Source organism: Stenotrophomonas geniculata ATCC 19374 = JCM 13324 (genome assembly GCF_001431625.1).
GTDB lineage: Bacteria > Pseudomonadota > Gammaproteobacteria > Xanthomonadales > Xanthomonadaceae > Stenotrophomonas > Stenotrophomonas geniculata.
Genome location: NZ_LLXT01000138.1, coordinates 173,554 through 188,579, shown reverse-complemented (window position 1 = coordinate 188,579; position 15,026 = coordinate 173,554). Strand labels below are relative to the sequence as shown.

Annotated in this window: 17 protein-coding genes; 5 read left to right on the top strand and 12 right to left on the bottom strand. The window is 65.3% G+C overall.

Annotation, left to right across the window (positions count from 1 at the left end; genetic code table 11):
• Window positions 1-97: 97 nt before the first annotated feature.
• The 8 genes from ARC63_RS18755 to ARC63_RS18720 all read right to left on the bottom strand — a co-directional run bounded on the left by ARC63_RS18755 (window position 98) and on the right by ARC63_RS18720 (window position 7,768).
• Window positions 98-733 carry a nucleotidyltransferase family protein gene (locus tag ARC63_RS18755; protein ID WP_057504105.1) on the bottom strand — a complete coding sequence of 212 codons (636 nt, stop codon included), beginning with the start codon at window positions 731-733 and terminating at the stop codon, window positions 98-100.
• Window positions 709-1,770, bottom strand: coding sequence for an XdhC family protein (locus ARC63_RS18750; protein WP_057504104.1), 1,062 nt, complete (start codon window positions 1,768-1,770; stop codon window positions 709-711). The genes ARC63_RS18755 and ARC63_RS18750 overlap by 25 nt, the downstream gene beginning before the upstream one ends.
• A gap of 9 nt (window positions 1,771-1,779) precedes the next feature.
• A complete protein-coding gene (gene paoC / locus ARC63_RS18745; protein WP_057504103.1) occupies window positions 1,780-3,984 on the bottom strand; it encodes an aldehyde oxidoreductase molybdenum-binding subunit PaoC in 2,205 nt (734 codons plus the stop codon).
• The gene (locus ARC63_RS18740) at window positions 3,984-4,934 is read right to left on the bottom strand and encodes an FAD binding domain-containing protein (protein WP_057504102.1); all 951 of its coding nucleotides are present in this window, start codon (window positions 4,932-4,934) and stop codon (window positions 3,984-3,986) included. Before ARC63_RS18740 ends, paoC begins: the two co-directional genes overlap by 1 nt.
• Complete coding sequence (gene paoA, locus ARC63_RS18735) at window positions 4,931-5,578, bottom strand: aldehyde dehydrogenase iron-sulfur subunit PaoA (protein WP_057504101.1); 648 nt, start codon at window positions 5,576-5,578, stop codon at window positions 4,931-4,933. The genes ARC63_RS18740 and paoA overlap by 4 nt, the downstream gene beginning before the upstream one ends.
• Window positions 5,579-5,846: 268 nt before the next feature.
• On the bottom strand, window positions 5,847-6,578 hold the full coding sequence (locus ARC63_RS18730) for a hypothetical protein (protein WP_057504100.1): 732 nt from the start codon (window positions 6,576-6,578) through the stop codon (window positions 5,847-5,849).
• An 81-nt stretch (window positions 6,579-6,659) separates the two neighbouring features.
• A complete protein-coding gene (locus ARC63_RS18725; RefSeq protein ID WP_057504099.1) occupies window positions 6,660-7,136 on the bottom strand; it encodes a nuclear transport factor 2 family protein in 477 nt (158 codons plus the stop codon).
• 62 nt (window positions 7,137-7,198) lie between these two features.
• The gene (locus ARC63_RS18720; RefSeq protein ID WP_057504098.1) at window positions 7,199-7,768 is read right to left on the bottom strand and encodes a TetR/AcrR family transcriptional regulator; all 570 of its coding nucleotides are present in this window, start codon (window positions 7,766-7,768) and stop codon (window positions 7,199-7,201) included.
• 169 nt (window positions 7,769-7,937) lie between these two features.
• On the opposite strand from ARC63_RS18720, the gene ARC63_RS18715 reads away from it, so the two are divergent.
• Complete coding sequence (locus tag ARC63_RS18715; RefSeq protein ID WP_012480274.1) at window positions 7,938-8,891, top strand: alpha/beta fold hydrolase; 954 nt, start codon at window positions 7,938-7,940, stop codon at window positions 8,889-8,891.
• Between the two features lie 237 nt (window positions 8,892-9,128).
• Window positions 9,129-9,440 (top strand): hypothetical protein, encoded by a 312-nt coding sequence (locus ARC63_RS18710; RefSeq protein WP_010485735.1) that lies wholly within the window; start codon window positions 9,129-9,131, stop codon window positions 9,438-9,440.
• Between the two features lie 45 nt (window positions 9,441-9,485).
• Here the strand turns inward: ARC63_RS18710 and ARC63_RS18705 are convergent, their stop codons facing one another.
• Window positions 9,486-9,785, bottom strand: coding sequence for a hypothetical protein (locus tag ARC63_RS18705; protein ID WP_057504097.1), 300 nt, complete (start codon window positions 9,783-9,785; stop codon window positions 9,486-9,488).
• A 588-nt stretch (window positions 9,786-10,373) separates the two neighbouring features.
• Complete coding sequence (locus tag ARC63_RS22965; protein ID WP_082587914.1) at window positions 10,374-10,589, bottom strand: hypothetical protein; 216 nt, start codon at window positions 10,587-10,589, stop codon at window positions 10,374-10,376.
• 153 nt (window positions 10,590-10,742) lie between these two features.
• Between ARC63_RS22965 and ARC63_RS18695 the strand changes: the two genes are divergently transcribed.
• Window positions 10,743-11,024 carry a hypothetical protein gene (locus tag ARC63_RS18695; protein WP_010485730.1) on the top strand — a complete coding sequence of 94 codons (282 nt, stop codon included), beginning with the start codon at window positions 10,743-10,745 and terminating at the stop codon, window positions 11,022-11,024.
• On the opposite strand, the gene ARC63_RS18690 is transcribed toward ARC63_RS18695, so the two are convergent.
• Entirely contained in the window at window positions 11,021-11,341 is a 321-nt protein-coding gene (locus ARC63_RS18690; RefSeq protein ID WP_228355344.1) for a hypothetical protein, read from the bottom strand. The genes ARC63_RS18695 and ARC63_RS18690 overlap by 4 nt on opposite strands.
• Before the next feature lie 79 nt (window positions 11,342-11,420).
• On the bottom strand, window positions 11,421-14,072 hold the full coding sequence (locus tag ARC63_RS18685) for an excinuclease ABC subunit UvrA (RefSeq protein WP_057504095.1): 2,652 nt from the start codon (window positions 14,070-14,072) through the stop codon (window positions 11,421-11,423).
• A gap of 271 nt (window positions 14,073-14,343) precedes the next feature.
• Between ARC63_RS18685 and ARC63_RS18680 the strand changes: the two genes are divergently transcribed.
• Complete coding sequence (locus tag ARC63_RS18680; protein ID WP_043395782.1) at window positions 14,344-14,598, top strand: hypothetical protein; 255 nt, start codon at window positions 14,344-14,346, stop codon at window positions 14,596-14,598.
• The gene (locus ARC63_RS18675; protein ID WP_019336571.1) at window positions 14,595-15,017 is read left to right on the top strand and encodes a low affinity iron permease family protein; all 423 of its coding nucleotides are present in this window, start codon (window positions 14,595-14,597) and stop codon (window positions 15,015-15,017) included. Before ARC63_RS18680 ends, ARC63_RS18675 begins: the two co-directional genes overlap by 4 nt.
• The last annotated feature ends 9 nt before the right edge of the window (window positions 15,018-15,026 follow it).

The following is a 15,026-nucleotide window of genomic DNA, read 5'->3' as shown; positions in this document are numbered from 1 at the left end:
AGTCGAGCATGGCCCGACTCTACAGGGCTGCGGGCAGCGAGGGTTCGGGCTGCAGCCCTGCCGCTCGTCGCCTGCGCGACAGGCATTGGCCCAGTGATCATGCAAGCCACCTCCCGGCATCGATCCAGCCCGCATCGCGCGCACACGCAAGATCTTCTGGCGTATCGATATCCAAGCCCAGTTCCGGTGCCTGTAGGACATGCACCGTACCGACAGGAAGCTGCCGCAGGCGCGCCCCGAAGCCGCGGTCACCGGTTGCACCCGCAGAGTTGAACCATGCACGCGGCACTACTGCAGGAATGCCGAGCGCGTCTCCATGACGCGTGCCGGCGCACCCCGACGCCGAAGCGCGGGCACCCGAAAGCAACGCCTGCAGATGGGAGTGCTCGATCGCGGGCTGGTCGCATGCCACGACCATCACCGCGGTCACCGTGGGCAGCAGGTGTGCGCCGGCAACCTGCAGGCTGCTCGCCAGGCCGCGTTCCCAGTGGTGGTTGGTTACCGGGGTGGCATCCAGCCCGGCAATGCTGGATGTCACGGCCTGTGCGTTTGCGCCCACCACGACCATCACCTGCGCTGGCACGAGCTCGCGCGCCAACCGTACCACGCGATGTACCAGGGTCTCGCCCTGCCGGGTCAGAAGCTGCTTGGGCCGGCCAAGTCGGGTGCTCCCGCCGGCAGCCAGCACGACGACCGCATGCGCGTCAGTCACCTGCCGTGCGCGCTTCGCCATTGCTGCAGCTGCGCGGCGATGCTGAGCGAAATCGCCTCGGGCCCTCGGCCGCCGATGTTCAGGCCGACCGGTGATCGAAGTCTCGGGGACAGGCGTTGGCGCTGATCCGGTGTCAGCAGCTTGAACAGGTCCTCGCGCCTTCGACGCGGACCCAGCAGTCCAATGAACGCGACGTTGGTATCAGCCAAGGCCACCAGCGCCTCCCGGTCCAGTTCAAAATCGTGATGCATCACCAGTGCCGCGTCGCACGGGTCGCCATAAAGGGCCTCTGCAGGGTTGGTCTGAAGATGCACATCCGCGCACTGCCCGGCTGAGGCCCAGCGCGCTCGCCGTTCGGCCACGCTGACCCGCCACCCCAGGCCCCGCAGCAGCGGAACCAGCAAGGGCGTTTCGGGACCGCCCCCCAACACCAGGGCCCGCGGAAGATGGGGCAACGGCAACCGCCATGCGCCCTCGCCAAAGGATTGCGCCCCGTCCATCGGATGCAGCTGCCATGCCTGCTCGCGATGCCCGGCACAGAAAACGACCTGCCCCGACGTGCGAAGGTCGCGCTGGAGTGACACACCTTCGCGCAACCAAGCCTCGATGACGTCGTCGATGCCGGCCATGGCACGCAATGGCAGGAGCGCAATCCGCAGCCGGCCGCGGCACCCGAGCGCGGACCCACTCAACAGGTCGTCGTCACTGCGGGTGTCGATCTCGATCCAGTCGACCCGGCCTGCCGCGCTCACCTGCTCCGCGCGTCGCGCGAGCTCGGGCTCCAGGCATCCGCCGCTCAGCCAGCCGACCTGGCCGCCGTTGCAGAACAGCACCATGTCGCCGGCACCGGCGTAAGTGGAGCCATCGGTTTCCAGCACCAGCGCGAGCACGGCGTGCTCCCCCGCGCGCACGCGCGTCAAGGCCGTCTCGAGTACGCCGCGCGGGCTACCTTCGGCGAGGAAGCCCGGCGCTGCGGACAGGTCCTCGGCAAGATCACCGGGCTCCCCTCCGCCTGCCGCTGAAGCTTCCAGCGCGGGTGAGGCTACGGGTCGGTCCATGCGCAAGGGTCAGCCCACGTCGGGCAAGCCGGGCAACAGCTTGTCCAAGGTGATGGGATAGCTGCGCACGCGCACGCCGGTTGCGTTGTAGACCGCATTGGCGATCGCGGCGCCAACCCCGCAGATGCCCAGTTCACCCACACCCTTGGCCTTCATCGGCGAGATCACCGGATCCAGCGTGTCGAGGAAGACCACCTCCTGGTACGGGATGTCGGCATGCACGGGAACCTCGTAGCCGGCCAGGTCGTGGTTGATGAACAAGCCAAGCCGTTTGTCGACCACCAGCTCCTCCATGAGGGTCGCGCCCGCACCCATCACCATCCCGCCGATGACCTGGCTGCGTGCGGAGAGCGGATTGAGGATCCGGCCGCCATCGCATACGGCAAGCATGCGGCGGATGCGCGTCTCTCCAGTGTAGGCATGCACGGCAACCTCGCAGAAATGCCCTGCATAGGTGCCGACGTCGTAGCCTTGCTTGAAGTCGCCGAAGGCAATGCCGTCCTCCGCCGACAGTGTCCCCGCCTCCGTCAGCTTGATGGTCCGCCCACCCGCCTGGATGCGGCCATTGGCGAAGTCTGCGGTGTCGCCGTCGAAGCCCAGTTTCTCGCCCACCTTGCGGCGTAGGCTGACGCACGCCGCGTACACACCCGCGGTGGAGCTTGCCGCGCCCCACTGGCCGCCGGAACCGGCGGAGGCAGGATGACGGGAGTCGCCGAGGGTCACCTGGACCCGGTCCAGCGGCACGCCCATGGTCTCGGCTGCCGTCTGCGCGATGATCGTGTAGGAGCCGGTGCCGATGTCGGTCATGTCGGTCTCGACAATCACCCCGCCCTGGCCGTCAAGCCGGACCCGCGCCGCCGACTTCATTGTCGGTGCGCCGCGATAGCCCGCAGACACGCCCATGCCGACCAGCCAATGCCCTTCCCTGACCTGCGCCGGCCTGGGGTTGCGCTTGTTCCAGTTGAAGCGCTCCGCGCCTTCGCGCAGGCAGCGCACCAGGTTGCGGTCGGAGAACTTCTTGGACGGATCGCCGGGCACGACCTCGGGCTCGTTGAGGATGCGGAACGCGATCGGGTCGAGACCCAGCTTCTCGGCCATTTCGTCCATCGCTACTTCCAGCGCCATGTGGCCCGGTGCTTCGCCCGGTGCGCGCATCGCATTGCCTTCGGGCATGTCGAGCGTGGCGATGTAGTTGGCCACCAGGCGGTTGGCGCCCGCATAGAGCTTGGGCGTCTGCAGGGTGCCGTTCTCGCCGTCCTCGCCGTTGATGTTGCCCGACCAGTTCTCATGGGCGATGGCGGAGATCCGGCCATCCTTTCCGCAGCCGATCCGCACGCGCTGGAGGGTGGCGTGCCGGTGCGTGGTGTTGTTGGGCATCAACGGGCGTTGCAGCGCGATCTTCACCGGCCGCCCGACCTGCTTGGCCGCCAGCGCGGCCAGCACCGCGTCGGCACGGATGAACAGCTTGCCGCCAAAGCCGCCGCCGATATAGGGCGAGTCCACGCGCACCTTGGCGGGATCGATGCCGAGGATCGCCGCCATGCCTTGCCTGGCCCAGTCGATCATCTGGTTCGCCGTCCACAACGTGAGCGTGTCACCCTCCCAGGCGGCGATGGTGGCGTGCGGCTCCATCATCGAATGACTTTCGTCGGAGGTGTGGTAAGTCTCGTCGAGCTTGACCGCCGCGCTCGCGTAAGCGGTGTCGAAATCGCCGAGCGTCTGCCGGTCGGGCTTGCCACCGCGCCCCTTTGCCAGCGGCGCGGACGGTGCCAGTGCGGGAAAATCGAAGCGGCCCTTGCCGCGCTCGTAGCGGGTACGGATCAACGCCGCGGCGGCGCGGGCCTGCTCGAAGGTCTCTGCCACCACGCAGGCGATGGCCTGGTGGTAGTGGGCCACCTCGGCTCCGCCGAACAACGGTGCATTGTTCCAGTTCGATGTGCCGACCGGCTTGGTTTCCGGTGCGGTGATGACCGCCAGTACGCCGGGCGCGGCACGTGCGCGGGAGGCATCCATCGAAATGATGCGCCCCTTGCCGATGCCCGCGCCGACGATGTAGCCGTAGGCCTGGTTCGGCGCCACGTCATGGCGCTCGTAGGCATAGGGGGCGGTGCCGGTGGTCTTGCGTGGACCGTCGATGCGCGGCGTCGACTTGCCGACGACCTTGGCCTTGTCGAACAGGTTGTCGCCGGCGGGGGCGTTGAATTCAAGGGGCATCAGCGCTCTCCTTCTACCAGCACCGCTGCGAGGGTGCGCTCGGCGAGCGCGATCTTGAACGCGTTCTCCGGCGTCGGACGGGCACCGGCGAACACCTGCCGGGTCGCGGCCTTTACGCCGTCGCGCAGCAGGGGTTCGGCTGCCTCGACGCGCCACGGCTTCGGCGCGACCCCACCGAAGGCGAACCGCGCCGAGCCATCTCGCTGCACGACCGCGGCGACCGACACCAGTGCGAACGCATAGGACGCGCGGTCACGTACCTTGTGGTACACGTGCCGACCGCCCAGGGGTTCTGGCAGCGTGACGTGGGTGATCAGCTCACCGCGCTGCAGCACGTTGTCCTGCTGCGGCTTGTCGCCGGGGGAACGATGGAAATCGGCAATCGGGATGCTGCGCGTACTGCCGTCACCCTTGACGGTCTGGATCGAGGCGTCCAGCACCCGCAGGGCCACCGCCATGTCGCCCGGATAGGTCGCGATGCAGCTGTCCGAGGTGCCGATCACGCCCATCTGCCGGGAGAATCCCTCGAGCGCGCCGCAGCCTGATCCGGGCAGGCGCTTGTTGCAGGGCAGATGGGGGTCGTAGAAATACGGGCAGCGCGTGCGCTGCAGCAGGTTGCCGCCGGTGGTGGCTTTGTTGCGCAACTGCCCGGAGGCGCCTGCCACGATCGCGCGGGTCAGCACCGCGTAGTCGCGGCGCACGCGCTCATGCGAGGCCAGTGCGGTGTTGGTGACCAGCGTGCCGATGCGCAGGCCACCCTCGTCGGTGGGTTCGATCCTGTCCAGGCCGATGTCCTGCACATCGACCAGGTGCGCTGGCGTCTCGACCTCCAGCTTCATCAGGTCGAGCAGGTTGGTCCCTCCGGCCAGGAACTTCGCGCCCTCGGTACCGGCGACGGCCCTGGCGGCCTCGGCCGGGGATTTCGCGCGTTCGTAACTGAAGACCCTCATGAGCGCCTCCCTGCAGAGGTTGCGCCAGCGACCTCTGCCATCGCCTCGGCAATGTTGGAATAGGCCCCGCAGCGGCAGAGGTTGCCGCTCATGCGTTCGCGCATTTCCATGTTGGTGGCACGGGGCCGTGCGCTGACATCCGCCTGCACATGGCTGGGGACACCCCGCTTGATCTCGTCCAGGACCGCCACCGCCGAACAGATCTGCCCCGGCGTGCAATACCCGCACTGGTAGCCATCATGCTTGATGAAAGCAGCCTGCATCGGATGCAGGTCATCGGGGGTGCCGAGGCCTTCGATGGTAGTGATGGCATCGCCCTGGTGCTGCACCGCCAGGCTGAGGCACGCGTTGATGCGCTCACCGTTGACCAGCACGGTACAGGCACCGCATTGACCGTGGTCGCAGCCCTTCTTGGTCCCGGTCAGCTTCAGATGTTCGCGCAGGGCATCGAGCAGCGTGGTCCGGGTGTCCAGTTCAAGTTCCCGCCGCTTGCCGTTGACGGTCAATGCCACCGTGCTGATGACCGGCGGCCTGGGCGGCGGGGGCGTCGCCAGTTCGGCGGCGAGCGAGGACGCCCCCGGTGCGGCGGACATCGCCACGGTCGTGACGCCGCCGGCGATCACCTGGCGGCGCGTCAACTTCATTCCTTCATCACAACTTGGCACAGTGACCTCCTGGCGTTCGGGGAACCCCCGTGGCTGGATGGACGCGCTCACACTACCGAAGGGCTACTATGCCCCTCTGCGGGGTACAGACCTGTGAAGTCGGCGAAATGTACGAACATGATGCAGCAAGCCGGAAGAAATCGGCTGCATCCAGCCGCAGCGCGGCACTCTTGAGCCATGCGTATGCCTCACTGGATGACTCACAGTCCTGTTTGTCCCTCAGCATGAGGAACATGATGGCCCGACGCTACAAAGGCGTTGGCTGGGAGGGCTCGGGTTCGTGGATGGAGCCCTCCAACAAGGCAACGTAGGTATCGAGCCTGGTGCGAAGACCGATCAGCATCCAGCCCAGCAGGTACAGCAGCACCATGGCGAAGATCAGTAGTGCACCCAGCGGGCCAACATCGAAAGCGCCCGCCCAGTCGCCCCATTTCCATCCGCGGAACTGCAGGTAGAGGGCAATCAACAGCGGGAATGGTCCCAGCCGCTGCAGGCCGCCATACATCATGCCCATGCGCTCAATCATGTTTGTGCGCAAGGTGCTGACGAACTTGAGTCGCCGCTCGCGCTGGACGCGCGGGAATCCGCGAAGCTCGGTCACCACCGCTTGCCAGTGAGCGAAGTCTTCATCCATCTCCCGGGCGTGTGAGAGCTGCGGCTGGCTGAACTGGCGAATGCCCCTGCGGGCGGCCAGTACGCCACCGACAATGAACCCTCCGATTTCGATTGCCAGGCAGGCAACAACCACCCGGAGCACTACACCAAGAGGCAGCCATCGATCCGGAAGCTGCCTCATGAGAATGCCGATGATCGCCGCACCCACGCCGATGCGAAACGCCCACGTCTCCACGCTGCCCGCCTTGGGGTAGATGCTGTGCTCAACCAGTCCCTGCACCCGCTGGTAGAGCCAGTGGAATGTCAGTTCCTGCGAATCGGTCTTTGTCGGCGAATCGAATCCGCCCCCTGCCTGCATGTCCATTGCGCCCCCTTCCCCCGGCCGGCGCAGACGCCGGCCACCCCATCGTACCTGAGCGCGCTTGGGATGGCGCCCAAGCGGGAATCACATACCCAGCTCCGACAACCCCGGATGATCATCCGGGCGACGCCCCAGCGGCCAATGGAACTTGCGGTCGCTCTCCTTGATCGGCAAATCGTTGATGCTCGAGAAGCGGCGCTGCATCAGGCCGTCCGCTCCGAATTCCCAGTTTTCGTTGCCATAGGAACGGAACCAGTTACCGGAGTCGTCGTGCCATTCGTACGCGTAACGGACAGCAATGCGGTTCTCGGTAAAGGCCCAGAGCTCCTTGATCAGGCGGTACTCGAGCTCCTTGTTCCATTTGCGTGCCAGGAACTGCCGGGCTTCCTCCCGGCCATTGGTGAATTCGGCACGGTTACGCCACTGGGTGTCGAGCGAGTAGGCAAGCGACACCTTGTCGGCATCGCGGGAGTTCCAGCCATCCTCGGCAAGACGCACTTTCTGGGTGGCCGATTCAAGGGTGAACGGAGGAAGCGGCGGACGGGTTTGTTCAGCGGACATGGGGAAACCTCCAATCGAAATGGATACACGGGTTGCTTCAACGGATCTGGGGTACCCAGGCGCTAACGCTTGGCCTGTTCCAATAACAGCTTCGCGACATCCTTCGCGGTGTCTGCGGCGTCGTAATCACCCATCACGCGCGACAGGGTGATGGCGCCTTCCATCAGGACCAGCAGCTGACGGGCCAGGTCCGCCGGCTGCTCCACATCCAGTTGTTCGGTAAGTTCCAGCGTGTAATCGAGCAACTTCTGCTTGTGATTCCGCGCGATCTCCCGGATCGGATCGGCAGGGTCGCCGACCTCGCCCGCGGTATTGATGAACGCACAACCACGATAGCCCTCGGACTGGAACCAACCCTTGAGCACGGTGAACATGCCGAGGATGCGTGCTTCCGGGGTATCAGCCTTGTCGCACTCCTGCCGGAACCAGGCCAGCCAACGCACATCGCGCGCCCTCAGCGCGGCAGCGGCCACGTCGTCCTTGTTCTCGAAGTGGCGGTAAATGCTCTTCCGCGCCACGCCGGAGGTCTTCACCAGCAGGTCCATGCCGGTGGCGTGGATCCCGTTCTGGTAGATCAGCGCCTCGGCCGTGGCCAGGATCTTCTGGTGGGTGTCGGTGGTGGCCTTGCTCATGGCTGCAAGGTAGAACGCGCGTTCTACCTTGTCAACGGGCGATCGCGAGCGATTTGCGACCGCACATCCGTGCAAGACGATCTATCAAGAAATCCGGACAGTTCATCACCCGAACGCCTGATTGCAGGCGCAAAGTACGTCTCACCACCCACCCATGAGAGTTCCCCGCATGAACACCTTCACCCGTGCCCTGGCCGTTGCCGCCCTCGCCCTCTCGGTCCAGGCCGGCCTGTCCGCGCAGGCCGCCGAACCGGCCACGCCGGCGGCAGTCACCAGCATCGCGCGCACCGCCAGCTACATCACCACCGCCGATGGCGTGCAGCTGTACTACAAGGACTGGGGCCCGAAGGACGGCCCGGTCGTGACCTTCAGCCACGGCTGGCCGTTGAACTCGGACAGCTGGGAATCCCAGATGATCTTCCTGGCCGATCATGGCTACCGTGTCATCGCGCATGACCGTCGCGGCCACGGGCGTTCCAGCCAGCCGTGGGACGGCAACGACATGGATCACTACGCCGATGACCTGGCCACGGTGATCAATACGCTGGACCTGCACGATGTCACCCTGGTGGGCTTCTCCACCGGTGGTGGCGAAGTGGCGCGCTACATCGGCCGGCATGGCACCGGGCGAGTGAAGAAGGCGGTGCTGATCAGCTCGGTACCGCCGTTCATGCTGAAGACCGCCGACAACCCGAACGGCCTGCCGATCGAAGTGTTCGATGGCATCCGCAAGGCACAGATGGATAACCGCGCGCAGCTCTACAAGGACATCCCGTCGGGCCCGTTCTACGGCTTCAACCGTCCGGGCGCAAAGGTCTCGCAGGGGCTGATCGATGCGTGGTGGGCGCAGGGCATGCAGGGCGGCCACAAGAACACCTACGATTCGATCGCTGCGTTCTCCGCCACCGATTTCCGCGCCGATCTGAAGAAGTTTGATGTGCCCACCCTGGTCATCCACGGCGACGACGACCAGATCGTGCCGATCGATATCTCAGGCCGCCAATCGGCAAGGCTCATCAAGGGCGCCAGGCTGATTGTCTACCCGGGTGCGCCGCACGGCCTGACCGACACCCACAAGGACAAGGTCAACCAGGATCTGCTGGCGTTCTTGCAGGAAAAGTGAGTGACCGGGGCTCTGTTGTGATGGCAGAGCCCTTCCTTCCGAGAAGCAGGGCTGGCACCGGAGAAGCGCCGGGTGCCGCGTCAGTGCACGATTGCGGGCGTAGGATTTCAGCCCAACGATGGAGCGTTTTCCGCACTTTGATGAAGGGTTAACCTGCAACGGAGGACACTGCGCCCTCACGGCTCTTCTCCGGCGCAGAATCCTTTGCTCCCGTGTCCAGCCCAAGACGACACGGCCATGCACCCTCCCAATGCCTTCCGGATCCATGCGATCCAGCCCCTTCTTGCGCGCAATGGCGCCATCGTTCGCCTCGATCAGTTGCGATCCACCTGCAAGAGCTGCGGCTTGCGCTCATCAATGACGCAGGACGAGGGCATCAAGACGAGTCCATCGGGCACGACGCTCACGTGCCCCGCGTGCGGTGCCACGGGGCTGATGGACGAGGTGGAGATATGGCACCACTGGCTCGAACAGTGCCGGCGTGAGCGGATGCTGGCGCTCTTCGATCCCGCGCCTGACGAACCACTGGAGCCTGGTGTCCCCGAATGAGAGCGGCTGTCATGGACTGTTCGGCCGGCGCCTCAGCGCCGCGCCTCAACCGTCGCCGGGGTGACGCCCTGCCAGGCCACCCATCGTGAAGGCGTAGCCCGCCTCCTCCAGCAGCGCTCTCATGCGCAGCTCCACGCGCCGAGGGGAAAGCAGGCTGTTGGGTGCGTACAGGGCATAGACGTAGCCGGCGCCGTCGATGATCTCGCGGCGCACGGCGCAGTCGTTGGATTCCGCCGCCTCGGACCAGACAGACATCAGCCTGGCCGGACTGATGGACTGCCCGTTGCGAAGGCGAAAGAACAGCCAGCGCACTCCCAGGGAATGGGCTGGATTCAACCTGACCACTGAGAGCCTCCAATGCGCCGGAAGAGATCCCTGAGAACCTCAGGATCCAATCGTGGATGCTCGTCTTTTGAGGATCGCGGAAGGTCGATGCGCGTGGGACCCTTCACCAGTGCAGGCAGATCGGACTGAAGGTCGATCCACCATCCCGCAGGCAGCCGGAGCCCTGTGCCCGTTCTATCGTAGATGCAGATCGGAAAAGTCATCGCATTGCTCCTGAATGACTCGAGCATACGCCTGCGCGATGTCAGGTCCGGATGCGACGCCTAGGAAGATGCCGCATCGGCGCGCTTTGCGCATTCGAATACGTGTGCTTCGTCCTGCTGGACCCTGCGGAACGATTCCAGCCAGCCGAACGCTGCACCACGATTGTGAATCGTATCGCCGAGCCTGCCAGTCAGGCACCGTGCGCACTCCATCCCGCCAGGGCTGGGCGCGTGGCAGCAACGGCATTGCGCCATTGTTGTGATTTTCTCCGGACGACACTGGTACATGATCTTGGTCATCAGGCGATCGCCTGGCTTTGTGCGGACATGCACGCTCCCTGTCTGCTGCGGAAGCAGCCGCGCGGCGCGCGGCTCCTCCTGTTCCTCAGCGGTGGGTATCGCCGCCGAGACCGCCCTTCTTTTCATCCGCTGGCTTCGGGCTCTCGCGATCCTTGTTGTCCTGCTGCTGTTGCTGTCCTTGCTTGCCGGGCTCCTCCCCGCCGGGTTCGCCCCCCTCGCCCTGCCCCTGCTGTACAGGCTGTTCTGCTTCAGCGGACGCGTTGGAGCGGTCATTCCTGTTCTGTTCGGGGACGCTGTTCATTTCGATTCTCCGCCGCAGCAAGTCTGCTGCCGATTGACTGTGGGCGTGTCGCCGTTACGGGAGCGTACGGGGACGCGTCCCATATGAACAAGGGTCATGAACAGGCCCGCAGCAACAAGCGTGTACAGTGGAATTTCGAAAAGGGGTAACGCCATGATCCACGGAAGAAGCAAGCACGTTGTCGACGTCGAGCGCGAGCTGGCCCACTGGAAAATCGCGTTCAACCTGGGCGCCCTGCCCGCGATGAGCTTCCGATATGAAGTGGCGCCCGTTATCCGGCTTGCCTGCGATATATATGTGAGAGATCCGCATGGCACCCGGTCGGCATGGATCGACGATCTCCAGGGCAGGCTTGCGAAGCGATCGAGCCTGCGCGGTCATCCTGGCGCAGCGGAGATTGCGGATCGGTGCTGGTCCCTGCTTGGCTGCGCCTAGGCGCGGCTGGCTGCGTGATTCCGCTCGCGCATCAACTCATCATTCAGTACGTGGACAATGGACATCACCGCGTCGGCAAGTCCACGAGAATCGCTGATGGATCCGTAGAAGTAGATCCTGGCGCCTTCAACGCGAACATCCGCCAGCTGGAGCTGGGACGCCAGGGCCCTGCACTTGATGAGGAACATCTCTGTCCAGCGAGCGCCCGGCGCCAGATCCAGCAGCGCGGTGATGGCTTCGTCGGTGGATGCGTCTACACGCTCATGCAACAACGGGACATCGAAGCCGACGATTCTTGGGAGCATGGAAGCGTTCACCTGACCATCCTCTCGCTGATGGGCGCTGCGAGTACTCCCACAGTACAACAGAATGCATGCAGCCCCGGACGAGATGGCGTCAGCTTGCCTGCCCCAGCTCGCGCGCAAGGAACGGCGCAGTCCTGCTTCCCTTGGCGCGGGCCACCTGTTGCGGCGTGCCCTTCGCCACGATGGTGCCACCCGCGCCTCCTGCACCTGGCCCGACATCAATCACCCAGTCCGCCTGTGCGACAGAACGCATGTCGTGCTCGATCATCACCACGGTGTTGCCAGCCTCCACCAGCCGTTGCAGCTGCGCCAGCAACCTGTCCGCGTCAGATGCATGAAGGCCGGTGGTGGGCTCATCCAGCACATACAGCGTGCGCCCGCGCTGGCTGCGCTGCAGCTCGGTCGCCAGCTTGATGCGCTGTGCCTCACCGCCTGAAAGCTCGGTGGCCGGCTGGCCCAGCCGCAGGTAGCCCAGACCGATTTCCTGCAGCAACTGCAGCGGGCGGGCAATGGCGTCTTCTTCGGCGAAGAACGCCTGCGCCTGGTCCACCGTCATCTGCAGGACCTCGGCGATGGTACGACCATTCCACAGCACCTTCAGGGTGGCCTCGTTGTAGCGGGCGCCATGGCAGGTGGGGCACGGCGCATAGACGCTCGGCATGAACAGCAGTTCGACGCTGACGAAGCCCTCGCCTTCGCAGGTTTCGCATCGGCCCTTGGCCACGTTGAACGAAAAGCGGCCCGCGTCGAATCGGCGGCGGCGCGCGTCGGGTGTCGCGGCGAAGAGCTTGCGCACGTGATCGAACAGGCCGGTGTAGGTGGCCAGATTGGATCGTGGCGTGCGGCCGATGGGCTTCTGGTCTACCTGCACCACGCGCTGGATGGCGTCCACGTCGCCGGCCAGCTGGCCCCGCGTGGCTTCGATCACGGTCGGCCCATCCGCGGGTGTGCTGTCGGCGCTGTCGTCCACCGGCTCATGCCCCAGGTGCAGCAGTATCAGCTCGGGCAGCGCTTGTGCCATCAGGCTGGACTTGCCCGATCCGGAAATACCGGTCACTGCGGTCAGAAGCCCCAGCGGCACCTGCGCGTCCACGCCCTGCAGGTTATGGCGATGGATACCCTTCAGCTCCAGCCAGCTGATGACACTGCGCTGCCGGCTGGCGGGCGCAGGCACCTGGTCGAACAGGTACTGCGCCGTGCGCGAATCCTGAACGTCGCGCAGGCCATCGGGCTCGCCACTGTAGAGAACGCGTCCGCCATGCTCCCCTGCCTGCGGGCCCACATCGACCAGCCACTGCGCGCGGCGCATCAGCTCCAGATCATGTTCAACAACGAACACCGAGTTACCGCCGTCGCGCAGCCGTTCCAGTGCGTCGTACAGCGCCTGGCTGTCGGCCGGATGCAGGCCGGCCGAGGGTTCGTCGAGCACGTACAGCACGCCAAACAGCAACGAGCTGAGCTGCGTGGCCAGCCGCAGGCGCTGCAGTTCGCCGGCCGACAGCGTGGGCGTGGCGCGATCAAGTGATAGATAGCCCAGGCCGAGCTCGCGCAGTTGCCGTACACGCGCCATGACCCCGCCCGCCAGGCGTTGTGCCGCCAGGCGCTTTTCCTCAGACAAGGCTGAGGTCAGGCGCACGTCGGGTGCGCCTTCGTGGGTCGCGCGGCCACTTGCTGCCCGCTTGGCGCGATCGCGGGGCGTTGCACGCCTGCTGGAACGCGCGCCGTGGCTGTGTGCACTGAAGTCGCCCCGCGCGATGGGCTCGAGCAACGCCGCCAGCTGGTCCAATGGCAGCCGCATGAACTCGCCGATATCCACACCGGCAAAGGTGACCGAAAGCGCCTCCGGCTTCAGGCGCTTTCCGTGGCAGGCGGGGCACAGCTTGCCTTCCATGTAGCGCGAAACACGCTTGCGCATCAAGGCGCTCTGGGTGTTGGCAAAGGTGTGCAGCACGTAACGGCGCGCGCCGGTATAGGTGCCCATGTAGCTGGGCTCCTGCTTGCGCTTGAGTGCGGTACGGGTCTCGGCCGGCGTGAAGCCGGCATAGACCGGCACGGTGGGCGTCTCCTCGGTGAACAGGATCCACTCACGGTCCTTCTTCGGCAGTTTCTTCCACGGCACATCGATGTCGTAGCCCAGCGTGACCAGGATGTCGCGCAGATTCTGGCCATGCCATGCCGGTGGCCAGGACGCGATGGCGCGCTCGCGGATGCTCAGCGACGGGTCCGGAACCATCAGTGCTTCAGTCACTTCGTAGACATACCCCAGGCCATGGCAGGTGCTGCAGGCGCCCTGTGGGGTGTTGGGCGAGAAGTCTTCGGCGTACAGCATGGGCTGGTGGGCCGGGTAGGCTCCCGCCCGCGAAAACATCATGCGCACCAGGCTGGACAGCGTGGTCACGCTGCCCACCGAGGAGCGCGCATTGCTGGCGCCGCGCTGCTGCTGCAGGGCGACCGCCGGGGGCAGCCCGTCGATGGCATCCACATCGGGCACGCCCGCCTGGTCGATCAGGCGGCGCGCATAGGGTGCGACGGATTCGAAGTAGCGCCGCTGCGCCTCGGCGAAAACCGTGCCGAAGGCCAACGAGGACTTGCCGGATCCCGACACGCCGGAGAACACCACCAGTGCATTGCGTGGAATGGAGACATCGACATTCTTCAGGTTGTGCTCGCGCGCACCGCGGACTTCGATGCAACCGCTGGCTGCGGCAGCACATGACGACTCGCCAAAGGGGGTGTTGGACATCTCAGCATTCCTGCAATCGTTGGGCGGCTCGCGCATGGTGCGCCCTGTAGGCCATTCTCGCTGTTGCGGGGTGAATGGCGTGAGGGGGTGCGCAACCACGTGCCGCATCAGAACGCCATGGCCGACGCAGACCGCGCCGCCACGCTGATTGTTAACGCGCGTTGCCTGAAGGATTGACGCCACGTTGCCCCGCCCTTGATGAGGCCGCTCACAGTGCATTCCTATGCTGGGCCCGCCACCTGCGAGGTGGTGATCAACCTGGAGATGCACCATGCAACGCGACCAGAAAGACCTTCCCCATCCGGACACGGAGGCGCAGCGCCCCGATCCTGTCAGTCCGCTGCAGGCGACGCTGCACAACCGCCGCAATCATGACGAAGCGCTGCAGGAAACCTTCCCCGCCAGTGACCCGATCTCCCCCTTCGTCGCTGCGCCAACGCCGGACGAGCAGGCCAAGCGCCTCGGGGAGCGGGTCAAGCTGCCGGACCGCCACACGGATGAGGAGGCCGCGGGAGGTGACCAGTGATCCGGCGCGGTTTCGCCCGTGTCGCGGCGGCGACGGCGCGATTGTCCGGCAGCCTGGGGGCATTCGTCGCAGCGCTGGGGGTGATCATCACCTGGGCTGCCAGCGGGCCGGCCTTCCACTTCAATGACACGTGGCAGTTGGTGGTGAATACAGGAACCACCATCGTGACCTTCCTGATGGTGTTCCTGATCCAGCATACGCAGAACGCTGATACCGCTGCGCTGCACATCAAGCTGGATGAACTGATCCGGGTGAGCAAGGACGCCAACCAGGAGTTGTTGAACCTGGAGTCGATGGAGCCGGCCCATCTTGAAGAGATACGCCAGCGTTACGAGGCACTGGCGAAGACCGCTGCAGACATCAAGTCCAAGAAGGAGCGCTGCATGCCCTGCGATGCGGATGCAGCCGCCGAAGCCTGAGGTGGATGC

Bases quoted from the DNA above. Each gene is read 5' to 3' on its own strand.
- ARC63_RS22965 (WP_082587914.1), bottom strand. From the start codon at position 10,589: ATGAACAGCGTCCCCGAACAGAACAGGAATGACCGCTCCAACGCGTCC.
- ARC63_RS18710 (WP_010485735.1), top strand. From the start codon at position 9,129: ATGCACCCTCCCAATGCCTTCCGGATCCATGCGATCCAGCCCCTTCTT.
- ARC63_RS18730 (WP_057504100.1), bottom strand. From the start codon at position 6,578: ATGGACATGCAGGCAGGGGGCGGATTCGATTCGCCGACAAAGACCGAT.
- ARC63_RS18715 (WP_012480274.1), top strand. From the start codon at position 7,938: ATGAACACCTTCACCCGTGCCCTGGCCGTTGCCGCCCTCGCCCTCTCG.
- ARC63_RS18725 (WP_057504099.1), bottom strand. From the start codon at position 7,136: ATGTCCGCTGAACAAACCCGTCCGCCGCTTCCTCCGTTCACCCTTGAA.
- ARC63_RS18755 (WP_057504105.1), bottom strand. From the start codon at position 733: ATGGCGAAGCGCGCACGGCAGGTGACTGACGCGCATGCGGTCGTCGTG.
- ARC63_RS18685 (WP_057504095.1), bottom strand. From the start codon at position 14,072: ATGTCCAACACCCCCTTTGGCGAGTCGTCATGTGCTGCCGCAGCCAGC.
- paoC (WP_057504103.1), bottom strand. From the start codon at position 3,984: ATGCCCCTTGAATTCAACGCCCCCGCCGGCGACAACCTGTTCGACAAG.
- ARC63_RS18740 (WP_057504102.1), bottom strand. From the start codon at position 4,934: ATGAGGGTCTTCAGTTACGAACGCGCGAAATCCCCGGCCGAGGCCGCC.
- ARC63_RS18750 (WP_057504104.1), bottom strand. From the start codon at position 1,770: ATGGACCGACCCGTAGCCTCACCCGCGCTGGAAGCTTCAGCGGCAGGC.
- ARC63_RS18680 (WP_043395782.1), top strand. From the start codon at position 14,344: ATGCAACGCGACCAGAAAGACCTTCCCCATCCGGACACGGAGGCGCAG.
- paoA (WP_057504101.1), bottom strand. From the start codon at position 5,578: ATGAAGTTGACGCGCCGCCAGGTGATCGCCGGCGGCGTCACGACCGTG.
- ARC63_RS18720 (WP_057504098.1), bottom strand. From the start codon at position 7,768: ATGAGCAAGGCCACCACCGACACCCACCAGAAGATCCTGGCCACGGCC.
- ARC63_RS18695 (WP_010485730.1), top strand. From the start codon at position 10,743: ATGATCCACGGAAGAAGCAAGCACGTTGTCGACGTCGAGCGCGAGCTG.